At 35.9% G+C, this 16,543-nt stretch carries 16 protein-coding genes and 4 pseudogenes; 11 read left to right on the top strand and 9 right to left on the bottom strand.

Translation table 11 applies throughout. The features are described 5' to 3' along the window. Positions 1-520: 520 nt before the first annotated feature. The 8 genes and pseudogenes from ABWU45_RS03000 to ABWU45_RS02965 form a co-directional block, all read right to left on the bottom strand. Positions 521-928: a hypothetical protein gene (locus tag ABWU45_RS03000; RefSeq protein ID WP_353278952.1), complete on the bottom strand. Its 408-nt coding sequence runs from the start codon at positions 926-928 to the stop codon at positions 521-523. Positions 929-991: 63 nt separating this feature from the next. After that, positions 992-2,483: pseudogene (locus ABWU45_RS02995) on the bottom strand (recombinase family protein). 2 nt (positions 2,484-2,485) lie between these two features. Further along, positions 2,486-2,917: a DUF2924 domain-containing protein gene (locus tag ABWU45_RS02990; protein ID WP_353278278.1), complete on the bottom strand. Its 432-nt coding sequence runs from the start codon at positions 2,915-2,917 to the stop codon at positions 2,486-2,488. A 4-nt stretch (positions 2,918-2,921) separates the two neighbouring features. Next, a complete protein-coding gene (locus ABWU45_RS02985) occupies positions 2,922-3,413 on the bottom strand; it encodes an ankyrin repeat domain-containing protein (protein ID WP_353278277.1) in 492 nt (163 codons plus the stop codon). A gap of 38 nt (positions 3,414-3,451) precedes the next feature. After that, the gene (locus ABWU45_RS02980; protein WP_353278276.1) at positions 3,452-4,171 is read right to left on the bottom strand and encodes an ankyrin repeat domain-containing protein; all 720 of its coding nucleotides are present in this window, start codon (positions 4,169-4,171) and stop codon (positions 3,452-3,454) included. Between the two features lie 168 nt (positions 4,172-4,339). Continuing rightward, positions 4,340-5,500 (bottom strand): phage tail protein, encoded by a 1,161-nt coding sequence (locus ABWU45_RS02975; RefSeq protein ID WP_353278275.1) that lies wholly within the window; start codon positions 5,498-5,500, stop codon positions 4,340-4,342. Continuing rightward, entirely contained in the window at positions 5,500-6,282 is a 783-nt protein-coding gene (locus ABWU45_RS02970; RefSeq protein ID WP_353278274.1) for a baseplate J/gp47 family protein, read from the bottom strand. The genes ABWU45_RS02975 and ABWU45_RS02970 overlap by 1 nt, the downstream gene beginning before the upstream one ends. Positions 6,283-6,284: 2 nt before the next feature. Beyond that, positions 6,285-6,557 (bottom strand): GPW/gp25 family protein, encoded by a 273-nt coding sequence (locus tag ABWU45_RS02965; protein WP_353279068.1) that lies wholly within the window; start codon positions 6,555-6,557, stop codon positions 6,285-6,287. A 9-nt stretch (positions 6,558-6,566) separates the two neighbouring features. Between ABWU45_RS02965 and ABWU45_RS02960 the strand changes: the two genes are divergently transcribed. From ABWU45_RS02960 to ABWU45_RS02920, 9 genes and pseudogenes are all read left to right on the top strand, one after another. Beyond that, positions 6,567-7,253 carry a hypothetical protein gene (locus tag ABWU45_RS02960; RefSeq protein WP_353278950.1) on the top strand — a complete coding sequence of 229 codons (687 nt, stop codon included), beginning with the start codon at positions 6,567-6,569 and terminating at the stop codon, positions 7,251-7,253. A gap of 6 nt (positions 7,254-7,259) precedes the next feature. Further along, positions 7,260-9,212: pseudogene (locus ABWU45_RS02955) on the top strand (DUF4815 domain-containing protein). A gap of 20 nt (positions 9,213-9,232) precedes the next feature. Continuing rightward, positions 9,233-10,431, top strand: a pseudogene (locus tag ABWU45_RS02950) (hypothetical protein). A gap of 7 nt (positions 10,432-10,438) precedes the next feature. Next, entirely contained in the window at positions 10,439-10,624 is a 186-nt protein-coding gene (locus ABWU45_RS02945) for a hypothetical protein (RefSeq protein ID WP_174517025.1), read from the top strand. Then, positions 10,621-12,096: a hypothetical protein gene (locus ABWU45_RS02940; RefSeq protein WP_353278948.1), complete on the top strand. Its 1,476-nt coding sequence runs from the start codon at positions 10,621-10,623 to the stop codon at positions 12,094-12,096. Before ABWU45_RS02945 ends, ABWU45_RS02940 begins: the two co-directional genes overlap by 4 nt. A gap of 6 nt (positions 12,097-12,102) precedes the next feature. After that, complete coding sequence (locus ABWU45_RS02935; protein WP_353278946.1) at positions 12,103-12,660, top strand: hypothetical protein; 558 nt, start codon at positions 12,103-12,105, stop codon at positions 12,658-12,660. A 15-nt stretch (positions 12,661-12,675) separates the two neighbouring features. Next, positions 12,676-13,833, top strand: a complete 1,158-nt coding sequence (locus ABWU45_RS02930; RefSeq protein WP_208571641.1) for a phage tail sheath subtilisin-like domain-containing protein — start codon at positions 12,676-12,678, stop codon at positions 13,831-13,833. A gap of 14 nt (positions 13,834-13,847) precedes the next feature. Beyond that, positions 13,848-14,006 carry a phage major tail tube protein gene (locus tag ABWU45_RS02925; protein WP_410541951.1) on the top strand — a complete coding sequence of 53 codons (159 nt, stop codon included), beginning with the start codon at positions 13,848-13,850 and terminating at the stop codon, positions 14,004-14,006. A 12-nt stretch (positions 14,007-14,018) separates the two neighbouring features. Then, on the top strand, positions 14,019-14,525 hold the full coding sequence (locus ABWU45_RS02920; RefSeq protein ID WP_353278177.1) for a phage major tail tube protein: 507 nt from the start codon (positions 14,019-14,021) through the stop codon (positions 14,523-14,525). A gap of 100 nt (positions 14,526-14,625) precedes the next feature. Here the strand turns inward: ABWU45_RS02920 and ABWU45_RS02915 are convergent, their stop codons facing one another. Then, positions 14,626-15,624: an IS110 family transposase gene (locus tag ABWU45_RS02915; RefSeq protein WP_353278179.1), complete on the bottom strand. Its 999-nt coding sequence runs from the start codon at positions 15,622-15,624 to the stop codon at positions 14,626-14,628. A 184-nt stretch (positions 15,625-15,808) separates the two neighbouring features. On the opposite strand from ABWU45_RS02915, the pseudogene ABWU45_RS02910 reads away from it, so the two are divergent. Then, positions 15,809-16,204, top strand: a pseudogene (locus tag ABWU45_RS02910) (phage major tail tube protein); the annotation flags it as partial. A 16-nt stretch (positions 16,205-16,220) separates the two neighbouring features. Next, positions 16,221-16,472 carry a phage tail assembly protein gene (locus tag ABWU45_RS02905; protein ID WP_015588509.1) on the top strand — a complete coding sequence of 84 codons (252 nt, stop codon included), beginning with the start codon at positions 16,221-16,223 and terminating at the stop codon, positions 16,470-16,472. Positions 16,473-16,543: the final 71 nt, after the last annotated feature.

Here is a 16,543-nt window from a genome sequence, read left to right as displayed (position 1 = left end):
AGCCCTAAGCTCAAGTTAGGGAAGTAAGTTAATATTACAGGAAGCCTTCTAAAGAAGTTATCTTATAAAGTAAGGAGAAGCTTCTCCACAATATCCTGACTATGACGATGAGTAATAGAGTTTAGGTGTTACTTCCTATCAAATTCTTCTTAAATCTTATTCTTTTAAACTTTGTAGTACGTTAAAGAAAAAAATAACCCTCAGAGGTGACCTTACAATCGCATTTTAGGCTTTAGATGTACTTTTTAAGGTCATCTCTACAACTATTTCTGTAAACCCCATAAAAACCCTAGCAAATGAATCTGTGGATTTAACGGCGTAAAGGACTTCAAAAATGCCAATTGTTTTGTTAGCAAGTAGTAAAATTTTCATATTTTTCGAGTATACACATTTTATGCCAGATTCAAAAAAGGCTGAGTGGTAAGTTGTTCTACATCTTCAACTTTTTCGAGTTTGGTATTGGGCTTTATAAAGATTGTACAGCGCAAAACCTACATAAGCCAATCCCCGCCAATTACCGCTATAACGTGCATTTCCAGGATATAGCAACACTACTCACTAATAACGCTGTACCAACAAAACCAGTTAAGATTGTTTGTCTTTGCTGCGTTGTTTTTATTGATGGGTTGTCTTTTTTGTCTGTTGCATCGCCATCAAAACATACAGCTAAAGAGGGGCTGTCAGTGGCATTTGGCGTTTCTATTAAGGAGTTTTGGGCTTTTTCGCTGGTTTCACATGTAGGTTGAAGTGTATTAAGATCATCACTATTTTCGTTGATATTTTCACACAATTGAGTGTCGATTTCTGTAGCTTTTTCAGCATTAGTTTGTTCTTTTACCTCAACATCTTTTGGTACATCAGAGGTCCTTGATTCCTCTGTATCAACTGCAGTAGCGGCAATTTGGCTACCTTTCTTATTTCTCAGCAATACCTTTCAATAGTTTTGGTGTTCATAGTTTCTCTCCTTTTGTTGTTTTTATAAATGGTGTAATTACGCCGCTAATCCATAAAATTTCTCTAGTTGCTCACTCCACAACACCGGTATTTCCCTCAAGTCAGCTAACTTCAAACCCCGTGGCTGCCTCCCATTTACTATGTCTTCTTTAATCTTCGGAGCTAAATAATTTAATCTCAAAATTTGCTGTATACGTCTTGTACCTATACTAATTTTGGCACTCAGTTCCTTCACACTTCTATATTTTCCCTCTTCAAGTTGCCGTTTCCATAGGTGGGCTCTCACCACTGCTTTCAGTAGTGCATTGTTTGTTTTTCCTTCTGGCTCTACTACTATGCATTTATTTCCTTTCTTTTTTAACCATATCGATATAAATTCTACCTTATCCTCTGAACTCACTTCTATTCCCTCTTCTCTTACCAATACTGTTCTTATTAACTTTTTCACTACTTCTTTCTGTTTTCCAGGGCTTAAATTTTTCCATTCTTCCACTTTTTCTTCCAAATTTTCATATAGGCGTTCAGCTCTTTTCGTTACTTCTTTTTCCACTTCTCCAGCAACTATTGTTCGATTTACTGATTCACAATTCTTTCCCCTTAAGTGATTGTTGCATACGTAATATCTATACCTTTTGTTCTCTTTTTTTTGAGTATGTCAGCGTCATATTTACATCACAGCTCTTGCACTTGATTATTCCCTTTAGCAGTGCTTCCTCATATTTTGCTTTTCTATATGGCTGATTACTTATCAATTCCTGCGCTTTTTGCCATTTTTCTTCCTCTATTATTGCTTCATGCTTTCCCTCATACTCTTTCTCATAATGCCTGATTTTTCCCATATATATTGGATTTGTTATTATTCTTCTCACCGTTGCTTTTTTAAAGATATCCGATTTTGTTCTGTAACCTTGACTATTTAATTCCCTTGCTAGTTCTGCCATTGACTTCAGCTCCAAATATCTTTCAAATATGTGCCTTACTATTTTTGCTTCTTTTTCATTTATTATTAATTCCTTCTCTTTTACATCATATCCCAGAGGCAAAGTTCCACCTATCCATATTCCTTGCTCTTTTGATGTTGCTATTTTATTTTTTACTCTCTCTACTATCATCTCTCTTTCTAGTTGTGCTGCTCCTGACAATACCGTTTGTACAAATTTTCCCATTGGCGTATTATTGTCAAATATCTGCGTTACTGCTACAAAATTTACTCGGTGCCTTCTAAAAAATGATGTTACTTCGATGCTGTCTTTTGTTTCCCTTGATAGCCTATCCAGAGTATATACTACTACACAATCTATCTCTCCTCCTTTCACATCTGCAAATAATTCCTTTATTGCTGGTCTTTCTAAATTTCTCCCTGAATATCCACCATCGTCGTACCTTTTGGCCAATACTACCCAGCCCTCTCTGCTTTTTATGTACTTTTCACATGCTACCCGTTGTGCATCAAGACTATTAAACTTTTGTTCTAGTCCGTCTTCATTTGATTTTCTCGTATATATCGCACATCTTACTTCTTTTAGCATTTTCAACTTCCATTTTTATCACGCATTCCAAATAATAAAGGTCCGTTATAGCTCATTCCCATTATTCTGCCTGCCACCGCTGACAATGACGTAAAAAATTCTTCTCTGTAGATTAAACCCTTATCTGTTACCATTACTGCATGCGTTTCCTCACCTCTCTCCAATATCAACTCTGTTCCTGCTACTGGCAGTTTATCGCTACTTATTCTTTTTCCCTTCTCCAGCCGCTCTGCCAGATACTCTAGTCTTTTTGTCCCCTTTCTTGACATTTCTCCATACGCTTCCTCCTGTATTCTATATGCTAGTCTCGGTATCAGATATTTCTTTGAGTATCTAGGCGCTTCTTCTCCATATACCTTCTTCCATATTTTTCTCAGCTCATCCAAAGGTTTTCTCTCTAAATTCATTACTTTCTTTTCTGTTTCTCTTTCCATATTTTCAGCCTCTCATAGAAGGTTCTATTTGTTCAAATAACTTTTCAATTCTGTCCGTTTCTTTCTTCAATACTTCAGTTACTTCTTTACTGTTTTTTGCATAATCTATTGCTGTCATCCCACATTCATCCTCTTGTTCTATTTCTCCTCCAGCTTTTACCAGCTCCTCCACTATTTCTTTTTCACCTACCATGCACGCAAGGTGTAGAGGTATGCATTTATTTCCATATTCCTCAGCATTTACGTCTGCTCCTGATTTTATCAATTCCCTCACGATTTCTAGACGTTTCTCCGTTACCGCTAGGTGCAGTGCTGTGTATCCTTTCACATCTGCTGCATTCACACTCGCTCCTTTTTCAACTAATAATCTCACTGTTTTTGCGTCTACTGCATAATGTAGAACTGTTCTGCCTTTTTCGTCTCTTTTATAAATATTTTTATATGAGTTCTCTAATAATTCTTTTGCTGATTTATTAAATTTACCAAGCTTTAACATAATCCACCTCACCTTTTCTTTAAAATCAAGTCCCCTTTTTAAGCCTTTCTTCCTACTACATTTTCTACCTCATCTATCATTTCGTTCACTTTGCTCATTATCTTGCTTGCTAAATTTTTACATTCTTCCTTTATTAGCGATTTGTCTCTCTTCCTTATTTCTTCTATCTCTATTATTTTTAACTCTGGTAAATAACTCCCATTCAACATGTCTGCTATTTCTCCCACTAGCCTCTCTATTCCATAGCATGTCAGTTCTCTACTTTTTGTTACTCCTCCTTTTTCTCTCAAAAATTTACTTGCCTTTTCACTCTCTTTGCTATCACATAGACGATACTTTTCACTTTCCCATATGTAATACATTGGTGTTGCACCATATTTATTCAGTTGATTAACCTCAGCTCCTGCCTTCACTAGCTCTTTTATTATTTCAACTCCTGCTCCTCCTATTTTGCATGCAGAGTGGAGTGGCGTACATCCAGTGACATATTGAGTGGCATTTACTTCTGCTCCTTCCCTTAGCAGCACTTTTACATTTTCTAAGCTTTTCGCAAATACTGCACAGTGTAGTGGTGTATAACCATTCTTATCTCTTGCATTAACCTCTGCCCCTTTTTTTATTAATAATCTCACTGTTTTGTAATCGGAGATTTCTACTGCTTGGTGCAATATCGTCTCTCCTTCTTCATTTTTTTTATTAATGTTTTTAAACCCGTTATTTGATACTTCTTTAAAAAACTTACTCTTGCTAAAACTCATTTCATACCTCACAAAATTAGCTTTTCTAGCGCCAGACAAATTTCTTATATTTACCTGCTGCTATTCAAGTCATGTCCTTTTTAGCATGAGAAAGCAAGTCCTTTTCTTTTTATTTCATACATTTTAACCTATTATTAATATAATATATGAGGATCTAAATATAAATATTTAACTTATTACACATATTGCTTGACTATTTTTCCAACTTCTGTGCAAATGTCGATGTTCATGCCACTTCAGTACTCCCGGGTAAAATACTAAAATGTGCTTTTCTAATTCGTGTATTGAGTCTTTTTGCTCTGAATCCAAATCATTTCTATAGTAAACGTTGTGTTCTGCTATAACGTATCCTACTATTTTCTGGTTAATGAAATTCTTTGTTTGATAAAAATGAGCGACGCTAAACCTTTCTAAAATTTGCTCGTATTTTAAGTTCCATAGTTGTTCAGATAGTTTACTACTTCCCAATACAAATTTATTCCCTCTTTCCTCCACACTACTAACTGGAAAGCACTCATTTATTTCTCCTAAGTTCCAACTGTCTGATAATATAACTTGCGCTTTCGCAAACTTAATTTCCGGCAATAAGCTCTGCGGTAGAGGATATAGTGCTTTTAAATTGTACCACTGATGATTTCTTTCATAAATACCGTTATAATCCTTTGTGTGAGGCTCTGTTTCTCCAAGTACTGCCACACCTAACCGATATACATCATTACTAAATGCTTGCTCATAATGAACACGAAAAGTACTAAACTTAAAACTTGGATTTAAGATTTTTAGCTCAAATGCGTTCTTTCTACCAAATGATAACACTGGTCCATCTTTTTCTATTTTTACCCCTGAATAATCAGAAAGAAGATCTCCAAATAAACTCTCATCCAATATAAATCTCTGCACATTATAATAATCGTTAAAAATCCTCATCAATCTGGACCTTACAGGCAGTGATAGTTTTGCCAGCTCTACTACTGCATCTACGAAGAAGTCATTTGGTACCTCTTTTATCCCTACTTGCAACTCAAAAAAGTGTTTACCGGGTGGCTCTTCAATAATTGTAATATCTTCTATATTTGCCCATTTTAATGCTATTTTTAGTGATGCTGGAGTTCCTCTCAGTCTTTGAAATTTTACTCCTTCTACTACGGCTTTTCTTCTATCTTTTACCCAACGCAGTATCTCTTCTAAACCATATTCTTCTATTATCCACGGCAATGTTTCTTCTTTAAGACTAAACTTAAATCCTCTGATACAGTTTGGATCTACTTTATAATCTATCGCATCTACTAGCGCTCTTTCCTGCCTTGTTGCATTTGGTGGCAGTAACATTAATTCAACTCAATCTTTAAATTTCTCAAATTTGCACATTCATTTCCCAGAACCACAACATCCTCTTTTGGCTCGATTAATTCTACGTTTTCTACACCATCTACAAATAAATTCGCTATTATCCATGATCTTGTAACATTCCATCCCAGCCTTCTACTTGCTTCAAACTTCTTGATGAACTGTTCCTTAATTTCCTCCTTTGATATTACAGAACTTATGCTCATTCTGCTGTCAATATCTATTTCCGTAATATTGCAACCAATTACTGTTACTGTATCTGTTAAAACCCTTATATCATCTCTATTAACTTGCTTTCTTACAATTTCAAGTAGCTCTTCTAACACTATGCCAGTTTGTGTTGATAAGATTGAAATTTGTACTTTCCCTGGTATAGGTGATTCTACTAGTGCATCTTTTACTCTACTATCTGCTGACAGTGCATGATATTTATAATATTCCTTACTTCCTCCTGTTGACCAACCTGCTATCTTTGCTTTAATTCTTTTTCTAAATCGTTCATCATCTTCTTCTTTTTGCCTCTCCACTCCATAAAACTCAGCTAAATTATCAACTGTCGCAAATTTAAGTAAATTACTTTTTATTGCTTCGTTTATTCTTTGTCTCAGTAACAACTCTCTCCACGCTGCTACTTCCAGAACTTTCATTGCTGGATCCGATTCTACTAATCCTGAAAAGGTTTCATCTCTACGGACTAACTCCTCTTTCATTCTTGAAAATATTTCCTCTAAATTTGGCTTTTCTACAATATTTAGCTGCTGCATCTTTAAACTACAATTTCATCAAAATGAATGTTTTTCCCGCTTGGTAAGTATAATCCTTCTAGGTCAAGCGTTACTTTTCCTTCTTTCACCTCTGTCATTTTTACTTTTTCTAGCTTAAATCTTTCCTCCCACCTTTGTAGAGCTTCTGCTACTGCTGCATAGATTTCCAAAGTTAAATCTCTATTTATTGGCTTATCCACCAATTCAAATAATCTTGAGCCATAATCTCTCCTCATTATTCTACTGTTAATAGGAGTGGTCAGTATATCAATTATTGATCAACTATGTCAGTACTCACACAATCAGGCAGAGCAGCTATTGCTGCGAGCATAAAAGAGCAACCGATACATCTTGCTTGGGGATCTGGAGATTCTACCTGGGAAAGCAGCTACAAAGTTGAAAAAACTTTTGCAGCAGGCGGCAAGATAAGTTTAGATCACCACACTATTAAAGATGTAAAAGTTTATACAGGGCAAACAATTTATCAGTCAAGCATAGATTATATAGTTGATAGTAGCTCAGGCACTATTGAGCGTGTAGAAAATGGTGCAATTATAGCAGATATCGTAATCACTATAGAGTACACTCAAGACACACCACCGGAACTAATTACTTCTGCAACATTAATTAAGGAAGTTGGACGTCGTGTTGTTGATGAGATACTCTTTTGTACTGGTGATGATGATGGAGAGCTTCTAACTCCCACAGGTAGGTTTAAACCCTCTAATGTACCAACTAATAATCTCTATCTTAAATTTACTTTCGATTTCACGGACGCAGCAAATCAAGTAATAAGGGAGCTCGGGGTTATGGTTGGTACAAAGGTAAAGGAAAAAGTGTCATCTGGGCAGAGATATTTTGAGCCAAAAGACGTGGAAAATCCTGGAATTTTGTTAGTTTTAGAACACACCGTGCCACTTATCAGAACATCTGCAACTCGGGAAACTTTTTCATTTGTTGTAACTTTTTGAAATAAAATGACCTTAAATAGTTATTATAACCGCTTTAATCCTGACAAAGAATACGAAAAAAGTTTGTTTCTTGCTGGAAGAGGTCTACAGTCAGCAGAATGAAACGAGACTCAGGAGTATGCTCTCTCTAAGCTTAAAGGTATAGGCGATGCAATATTTCGTGATGGTGATGTTATAACAGGAAGCAATTGTATTATAGATAGAGAAACTGGTAAAGTTACACTTGAAGGAGGAAAAATCTATCTTCGTGGAGCAGTTAGAAAAGTAGAAGCAAAAGAGTTTGTTATTCCACTGAGTACCACAGTGCGTATAGGTGTTTATTATCTAGAATCTACGATTACAGAACTTGAGGACGAAAATCTTCGTGATCCTGCAGTTGGTACAAGAAACTATCAGGAAGTAGGAGCTGCAAGGCTTAAAGTTTCCATCATTTGGGGATACCAAGTAGAAAGTGTTACTGTTAACTCTACAAATGGCGAATTTTACCCAATTTACAACATTGAAAATGGAGTATTAATAGAACACTCACCGCCACCACAAGCAAATATAGTAACTACAGCTCTTGCTCGTTATGACAAAGAGGCAAATGGTTCCTACGTTGTAAATGGCCTTGAAGTGATGTTCCTCCACAAAGAAGAAAAGGGAGAAGAAGGGGTAAAAAAAGGTAAAAAAGAAATATTTGTGATTAATGAGGGCAAAGCTCATGTTGATGGCTATGAGATTGAGTTACCTCACAGTATTCGCATTTCTTTTGATGAAGATCCAGATATAAAATCAGTTGAATCAGAGCCACATACTTTTCAGCCAAATAGCCAAAGAGTAATGGAACTGAAGGTTAATGATTTTCCAATAAGTGAAATCAAAAAAGTAGATATAACTGTTCAAAAAACTATTACCATTACTCACGGTTCATATTCAGGAGCCATTGATCCGATACCTGACTCTGCAGTACTTGAAATTATTCAAATTAAACAAGGCAATGTTATTTATGAAAATAGTATAGATTACAAATTAAACGCAGGAAACGTCGATTGGTCATTACCTGGTAAAGAGCCAGCTCCTGGAAGTAGTTATCAAATAACTTACCGCTGTCGTACTCATGTAAGCCCTGAAGATATAAGTGAAGAGGGATGTAAAGTAAGAGGTGCCGTTGATAACAGCTTGGTTCTGGTTGATTACACCTGGAAAATGCCCCGCTATGATTTAATTACTATCGATAGCAAAGGAGTAGTAAGGAGAATAAAAGGTATAGCTCACTCTTGGCGACCATCGATGCCTAAAGCGCCTAGCGGACAACTTTTGCTCTGCTACATTCACCAAACATGGAAAAACGGAGAAAAAGAAGGGGTAAAAATAGTGAATAATGCTATTCATGCTGTACCGATGAATGAGCTTGAAGCAATGAAAAAAGGAATAAATGATCTTTATGCGCTGGTTGCACAGGAGCGTTTACGCAGTGATGCAAATTCAAGAGAACCTACTACCAAAAAAGGAGTATTTGTTGACCCATTCTTTGATGATGATATGCGTGATCAAGGAGTTTCGCAGTCTGCAGCAATAGTAAATAAGGAACTAATTTTACCAATAGATGTAACTATTGCTGATATTGATGGGGAAGAAAAAACTTATTTGTTGCCGTATAAACTTGAACCGGTACTGGAGCAGCTTTTACAGACTAAAGGAGAAAAGATTAATCCATACCAAGCTTTTGATCCAGTACCGGCACAAATTACTCTAAATAAAAATATAGATCACTGGACGGAGGTAAAAACAAATTGGAAAAGTCCAGTAACAAGAGTATTTAATGTTAAAGAAACGACAGAGCTGCTGTCAAGTACTTCATATGAAACTGAATTTATGAGAGAAGCAGTACAGAATTTTGAGATCGAAGGTTTTGAGCCAAGTGAGAAGCTTAAAGAGATAAAGTTTGATGGAATTTTTATTCAACCTAAAGCATAGAAAATATTTGAAAGAAAAACATGATCGCAACATTTATTGCTGATAACAGAGGAAAAATAAAAGGAAGATTTACTGTACCAAGAAACATTCCTGCTGGAACTAAGTTAGTGCAGTTCTTCGGTGATAAAGGCAGTTATGGAGAAGCAACTTATACTGGTAAAAAAAAACAATTACCATAGAGGAAAGAAGAAGAGTTATCGCAGCAAGAAGAGTTGATCCTTTAGCACAAACATTTACTTTAAATGAGAGCAGACACATAGGGGGTCTAGATTTATGGTTCACAAATAGCGGCAAAAAACGTGTTGTTGTGCAGATTAGAGAAACAGCAGTGGGAATGCCCTCGCAGACTGTTATTGCTGAAAGCTATATTGAGCCGAAAGATATAAAAGTAGATGGCACAGCAACACGTATAACTTGGTCACCAGTGTTTTGCCATGCAGGAGAGGAGTATGCAATAGTACTGCTTACTGATGATCAGGGTACTGCAGTCAAAATAGCAGAGCTTGGCAAATATGATGCAGTAAATAGTCGTTGGGTAACAAGTCAGCCATATCAAGTAGGAGTATTACTGTCGTCTAGCAATGCAAGCACCTGGACTCCACATCAAAACTTTGACCTTACGTTTCGACTACTAGCTGCAAAATTTAGTGAAAATTCTCATGTTATTGATCTTGGGAAAGTTACTTTAAACAACGTATCAGATTTAATAGTTTTAACAAATGTTGAAAAAGTAGCATTTGATACCAATGTGGAATTTATCTTAACAGATGAAGAGGGAAAAGAGAACTTTTTGTCTGATAATTTGCCACTTGCACTGCGTGAAAGACTATCTGGAGAGCTAACAGTAAAGGCAAGCCTAAAAGGAGGGCGAGAAAAAAGTCCAGTGCTATATCCTGGGTTACAGCTAGTTATGGGTAATATAGGGGAAAAAGGAGATTATGTTACAAGAAGTATTACAGCAGGAGCTAATACTAAAATCACCATAACGTACGATGCGCTGATACCTGGCACTGCAGATGTTAAAGCTTATGTACAAAAAAGCAACAGTGATTGGCAATTAGTAAATTTAACATCAGGAAAACCAATTGGAGAAAATTGGGTAGAGAGAACTCATGTGCTGACAAATTTTAATGCTAATGAGACAAGGATAAAATTAGTTTTAAGTGGAACGGTTATTTATCGTCCTAAAGTCAAAAATCTCAGAGTAATAGTAACATAAAATTTAAATGACTTTTGATCAAACCAAACGAGGATATCCTTTGCCGCATCCAGAGAACATAGCTGTAGAAGATGTAGTACGTATTCGCAGAGCCATAGAAAAGATAGATGAAGATATGAGTGAAAGAGAAGATGAACTTAAAAATAATTTTGAACGATTTAGATTTGAAACTTTTTTGAATTTTTGGGAATGAAAGAAGCAATAGAAGCATTACAGCAAAGGATAAAGGATTTAGCAGCAAATAGCACGGCTGATCAACTGGCATATCTTGCAAAATCGCTGGAATTGATAGCAGATAAAAAAGCTATTGCTGACATTGTACAAATAACTGAAGTAAAAGAGATAATTGATGCACTACAGAGAAGGCTTAAAGATTTAGCAGGAAGTAGTACACCAGATCAACTAGCATATCTTGCTAAAGCACTGGAATCAATAATCGACAAAAGTGCGGTTTCTGAAATTGTACAGATGACAGATGGTAAGTTAAAAGAACTCTTGAGCGCTGCAAGGACGCACTTAAGTGACATAAATAGCAATAAGGAAAATTCAATATCTGCAATAACTGAAGCGAAAACAGATTCTGTCAATGAAATTAACAAGCTTAGGGATAATTCCTTAAATACTTTAAAAGCATCATCAGATTCGCATATATCGCTACTTGATACGAGAAAGAATGCCAATATTGCAGCAATAAATAGCATTAGTAACAGTCATAAAGATGGTCTTAAAGGTTTAGTAGAAGATTTTCGTGCTGTTAATAATGTACCATCTGGCTCATCAATTATTAGGGAAATAGAAACTCGTGATAACCAATTAAAAACATCCCTGATAAATGAGGTAAAAACTCGGGATGAACAGTTAAAAGTGTCTCTTATAAATGAAATAAGAAAGCGCAACATGGTTGAACCAGGGTCATTACCTTTCTTATTTGGTGTACTTGGCAGAAAAAATAATTATTTTGGCCACGGAACTTTTACGACAGAGCTTGGAAAGTGGAGTAGTGATATAACAAAAACTGACTATATGTTACAACTACTAGCAGGTAGCCATACGTACAATACAGATTACGTTAGTTTTTATCGGCCAAGACAACTAAGTTTTATAGAGGGAAGTAAAGGAACATTTATTTACGGAGAGTTATGCACAAAAAGTTTTTCGGGTAGTTATGATGAGATATACTATTACCCGTATGCTGCACTTGGAGTAGTATTTGTAAAAAATACAACCAATGTGAACATAAATAAGACAATGGAATTTGTTGGATCATCGTATTCGAGTACGGAGTATGGAGGTGCAGGATTATTTGTGGGAACACCAGATAATACTAATTCTAATAAATCAAGTATTTCAAGAATAATATGGAAAAATGTTTACCAATACACGAGTTCTGATAGCAAATTAGCTGGATCTGGTAATGTAGAGATTCCAGCAGGAAAAACAGTTGCAATATTACTTTACACATCATCTTACCTGTATTCCAGAACACAAGTTAGTCAAGGTATGCTTGCATCAAATTATGTACACAACTATGGTCAATTTATTCAGTGGGGGATTTATAACATACGTAGCAATGTTCTAACTACAGGGCTTGAGATAGATGTAGAGAGAACGCTAAGGGCTTGGCAATGTCCAGGATTATCTAACACGTATGAGATTTGGAGGTAACAAACAATGTCTATCTACATTAGATTTGAAAATGATAAACAAGTAGAAACAACAACACTTGAAAGCAAGCCAACTGAAAATGATTGGTATGAAGCACCAGAAGATTTTGATTGGCAAAAAAGCTATTGTTTAACAGAAGGAGGCAAAATTGCTCAGCGGAATCAAGAAGATATTGAATTGGAGTTACTACAAAATGCGAAGTTTTCTGCACTTTCTAATCTTCGTGCTTATTATGATAACTATACTCACCAATACGCAGGATATTCTCATCAGAAGTCTAAGTCGTACGAAATACAAGCAAAAGCCGCAGAGAACATTTTAGCAGCACCAGAATCTATAGACAAAAAAGATGCAGAAATTATAGAGCCATTAGCAAAAGTCCGAGGAATTTCAGTAGTAGAAATGGCAAGAATAATTCAGGAAAAAGCAAAAAGAGCGAAAAAAGCAATAATCAAGTGCGAAGAATTGGTGGATATAGCTGAAAGGGAAATCGGTGAAGCTAAAAGTAAGGAAGAGCTGCAAACTTTGCTAGATGATTGTAAACAAAAAATGCAAGAAAGTTGAAAAGGGGAAAAAGAAATGACAGAACAGTTTCTACATGGAGTAAATGTTATCGAGGTTACCTCAGGAGCGAGGACAGTACGAACAGCTAAATCATCGGTAATTGGAGTAATTGGTACTGCACCTGATGCTGACGGGCAAAAGTTTCCACTAAATAAACCAATATTAATAGCAGGAAGCTTAAAAGAAGCAGCAAAACTTGGTCAATCTGGGACTTTGCCTTCAGCTATTAATGCAATTTTTTCCCAAATTGGTGCAACAGTAGTAGTTATTCGAGTTGAGGAGAAAGTAGAAGAGACGCTCAGCAATGTCATTGGTGGAGTTAACGAAGAAACTGGAGAATATCAGGGAATTCAAGCGTTCTTAAGCAGTGAAAGCATAGTTCATGTTGCGCCAAGAATACTAATTGCACCTCAGTTTACTCATCAATTATCTGGAGATGCTGGAAATCCAGTGGTTAGCGCTTTAATTCCTATAGCAGAAAAGCTAAGAGCAATAATAGTAGCAGATGGACCAAATACCAATGATGAAGAAGCAATAAAATGGAGAAAAAGTGTAGGCAGCTCAAGAGTTTATGTTGTTGATCCGTGGGTTAAGGTTTTTATTGAAGGAAAAGAAGAAATTCTCCCTCCAAGTTCATTTGTAGCTGGTTTAATAGCTAAGATAGATAGCGAGCAAGGCTTCTGGCACTCACCTTCAAATAAAGAGATAAATGGTATTGTTGGAACAAGCAGGCCTATTGATTTTACGCTCGGTAATATAAATTGTAGAGCAAACCACTTGAATGAAAATGAAGTAACAACGATAATTCATCAAAATGGCTATAGGCTTTGGGGAAATAGAACATGTTCAAATGACTCAAAATGGGCTTTTTTGTCAGTGAGAAGGACTGCAGATTTAATCAACGATAGTCTACTTCGAGCTCATTTATGGGCAGTTGATCGCAATATTACCAAAACTTATATAGATGATGTGATTGAGGGGGTAAATTCTTATCTTGCAAATTTAAAAGCGCAAGGGGCGATTATTAGCGGAAAATGTTATGCAACTCCAGAGCTCAATACACCAACAAATATTGCAAGCGGAAAAGTGTCTTTTGATTTTGAGTTCACGCCACCATATCCAGCTGAACAGATTACTTTCAGGTCACACCTTGTGAGTGGCGCAATATTGTAAAAGGAGAAAGAGAGATGTTACCAAAGATCCTAAAGAATTTTAACGTATTTGTTGATGGTCGTGGCTATGCAGGAAAAATAGATGAAGTAACCTTGCCAAAACTTACCATAAAAACAGAAGCAGTTGTGTTAAAAGTCAATAGAAAAAATGAAAATACTGAAAATACTTTTTAAAGACATAAAAAGATGTTGCCAAAAATCTTAAAGAATTTTAATGTGTTAGTTGATGGTCGTGGTTATGCTGGCCGCATCGATGAGATCACTCTGCCAAAACTCACCATTAAAACAGAGGAATATATAGCTGGTGGTATGGATATTCCAATAAGTATAGACATGGGAATGGAAAAACTGGAAGCAGACTTTATTTTTGCTGAGTATGACTCTGAGCTCTTTAGACTCTTTGGTTTAATAGATGGAAATTCAGTAGCTTTGACTCTTCGTGGTGGAATGCAAGGTAGTAGTAGCAATGATATTGAAGCAGTAATAATCAATTTAAGAGGCATTTTTAAAGAGTTTGACTTTGGTAGCTGGAAGCCTGCTGAGAAAGGAACTCTCAAATGTACAGTAGCCGCTCATTATTATAAGCTCACCATATCTGGTAAGGAACTCATTGAAATTGATGCTAAAAACATGATTCGGAGAATTAACGGTGTTGACCAAATGGCCTTACTGCAAACAATTTTAGGCATTTAAGTTGTAATTCTTAGCTTAAATTCTTTCAATAAGCGTGGATGTGTATAAGTGCTTTAAATCTGTGTAAGCGCACTTATCCACAACCACACTAATTTGCTAATTAAGCAGATTTAGGGCTGTATTCCTTAGTAAAAATCCTGCCATCTCTTACTAAAGAGTTAGCAAGAATAAGCAATTTTCTCATTGCAGCAGTGGAAGCAACTTTATATGGTTTTTTATATTGATCGTACAACCTATCAAAAAAAGTTTTTATGTAAGAATTCCACTCACGAGCAGTAAGGATGCACATATGTAAAACTTTTCTAATTTGTGCTCTACCACCCTGAATACACCTTTTCCCTTTACTAAAACCACTATCTCGATTAAAAGGTGCTACTCCGGAAAGGCTAGATATTTCTTTATGTTTGATAGTTCCTAGTTCTGGTAGATAACAAATCATAGTGATAGCTAAGATTGGACCTGCACCTGGAATACTAGTTATTGATATGTATTTTTTTTTAAGCTCTTGACTTTGATCAACCAATTCTATCATCTGATCTTCTAAAGATTGGATTTGATTTTGCAAAACAACAAGTAGCTCTTCCATTTGTTTGATTATGGATATATCAGTTACCTGATGAGCTTGGATTTTTTGTATTTTTGCTATTTCTACTAGTTGATTTCTGCGAGATAATTTTTGCCTCAAACAGTCAACATTACTATTACTAACTTTTAAAGGAGTAACACGCATATCTGTATTACTAATGTAACGTGAGATGATGCTACAGTCTATCTTGTCAGTTTTAGTGGCAATGCCAAGGCTTTTTGCATAATCTCTAACCCATCTAGGTTGAATGACGTATACTTCGAAACCATGGCTTAGTAAAGTATAAGCACATAATTTTTCGTACCCACCAGTTGCTTCAAGTCCAACTTTGATTACGTTATGTAACCGCAAAAAGTCGAGTATTTGATCAATAGCTTGAATGTTATTTTCAAATACTTTATGATGTCCAAGTGGATGAATGTGGATATCTAGTTTGTTTTTGCTAACATCAATGCCAGAAGTAATATTTGATGAATTCATAATTCCTCCATAGAATAATATGTAGTACTGCATTTTCCACCCTTATATACGAGCCTCAACGCTCAATCAGTTGTTCGGAACTATTCAGTATATAAACAGAAAAGAGAACCTTGCTTCAGTGCGGTCCTTATGACCAAGAATACCGACGGTTCCTCTTCTCTGCATGTTCTTAGTATTACCACTTTGTAATATTTATGAACTTGTTTTTAACATATAAGAATATAGAGCTGGTGGTATGGATATTCCAATAAATATTGACATGGGTATGGAAAAGTTAGAAGCAGATTTCACTTTTTCTGAATATGACTCTGAGCTCTTTAGACTTTTCGGATTGATAAACAATAATGCTGTTTCTCTTACTTTAAGAGGAGGTTTGCAGGGAAGTAGTGATGCCGAATCAGTAGTAATTAACTTAAGAGGGCTCTTTAAGGAACTTGATTTTGGTAACTGGAAGGCTGCTGAAAAAGCAACACTAAAATGTATAATTGCTGCCAACTATTATAAGCTTACCATTGATGGCAGAGAATTGATTGAAATTGACGCTGAGAATATGATTCGCAAGATCGATGGTGTTGATCAAATGACTTCTATGCGCACAGCTTTAGGAATTTAACTAAAAGGGTAAAACAATGCAAAAAATTAAATTAACTGAACCAATAAAAATCGATGGAATTTTAGTTTCAGAGCTAACTCTACGCCGTCCAAAAGTTCGAGATCGTTTAGCTGTTGAACGTATGGGTAATAGCGATGCAGAGAAAGAAGTAGCACTGATTGCAAATCTTGCAAGTATTTCAAGAGAAGCAGTAGAAGAATTTGATTTAGCAGACTACAATAAGATTCAAGAAACGTTACAAGGTTTTTTGTCTCAGCAGAAGAATTGAGGTTGAGCATATTATCACTTAGCTCAATGGTTGGTGGTGGAATCAATCAGTGGCTTGATATGGATATTGAA

Origin of the sequence: Wolbachia endosymbiont (group B) of Longitarsus flavicornis (assembly GCF_964028135.1) — a bacterium.
In the GTDB taxonomy this organism is placed as follows: domain Bacteria; phylum Pseudomonadota; class Alphaproteobacteria; order Rickettsiales; family Anaplasmataceae; genus Wolbachia.
The sequence above is the reverse complement of the archived record's forward strand: the minus strand, read 5'-3'. Positions and strand labels throughout refer to the sequence as shown.

What these genes read in the sequence shown, in the direction of transcription:
- ABWU45_RS02940 (WP_353278948.1), top strand. Translation starts at nt 10,621, where the DNA reads ATGAAAGAAGCAATAGAAGCATTACAGCAAAGGATAAAGGATTTAGCA.
- ABWU45_RS02980 (WP_353278276.1), bottom strand. Translation starts at nt 4,171, where the DNA reads ATGAGTTTTAGCAAGAGTAAGTTTTTTAAAGAAGTATCAAATAACGGG.
- ABWU45_RS02960 (WP_353278950.1), top strand. Translation starts at nt 6,567, where the DNA reads ATGTCAGTACTCACACAATCAGGCAGAGCAGCTATTGCTGCGAGCATA.
- ABWU45_RS02975 (WP_353278275.1), bottom strand. Translation starts at nt 5,500, where the DNA reads ATGTTACTGCCACCAAATGCAACAAGGCAGGAAAGAGCGCTAGTAGAT.
- ABWU45_RS02930 (WP_208571641.1), top strand. Translation starts at nt 12,676, where the DNA reads ATGACAGAACAGTTTCTACATGGAGTAAATGTTATCGAGGTTACCTCA.
- ABWU45_RS02990 (WP_353278278.1), bottom strand. Translation starts at nt 2,917, where the DNA reads ATGGAAAGAGAAACAGAAAAGAAAGTAATGAATTTAGAGAGAAAACCT.
- ABWU45_RS02985 (WP_353278277.1), bottom strand. Translation starts at nt 3,413, where the DNA reads ATGTTAAAGCTTGGTAAATTTAATAAATCAGCAAAAGAATTATTAGAG.
- ABWU45_RS02920 (WP_353278177.1), top strand. Translation starts at nt 14,019, where the DNA reads ATGTTGCCAAAAATCTTAAAGAATTTTAATGTGTTAGTTGATGGTCGT.
- ABWU45_RS02925 (WP_410541951.1), top strand. Translation starts at nt 13,848, where the DNA reads ATGTTACCAAAGATCCTAAAGAATTTTAACGTATTTGTTGATGGTCGT.
- ABWU45_RS02915 (WP_353278179.1), bottom strand. Translation starts at nt 15,624, where the DNA reads ATGCAGTACTACATATTATTCTATGGAGGAATTATGAATTCATCAAAT.
- ABWU45_RS02970 (WP_353278274.1), bottom strand. Translation starts at nt 6,282, where the DNA reads ATGCAGCAGCTAAATATTGTAGAAAAGCCAAATTTAGAGGAAATATTT.
- ABWU45_RS02905 (WP_015588509.1), top strand. Translation starts at nt 16,221, where the DNA reads ATGCAAAAAATTAAATTAACTGAACCAATAAAAATCGATGGAATTTTA.
- ABWU45_RS02935 (WP_353278946.1), top strand. Translation starts at nt 12,103, where the DNA reads ATGTCTATCTACATTAGATTTGAAAATGATAAACAAGTAGAAACAACA.
- ABWU45_RS02945 (WP_174517025.1), top strand. Translation starts at nt 10,439, where the DNA reads ATGACTTTTGATCAAACCAAACGAGGATATCCTTTGCCGCATCCAGAG.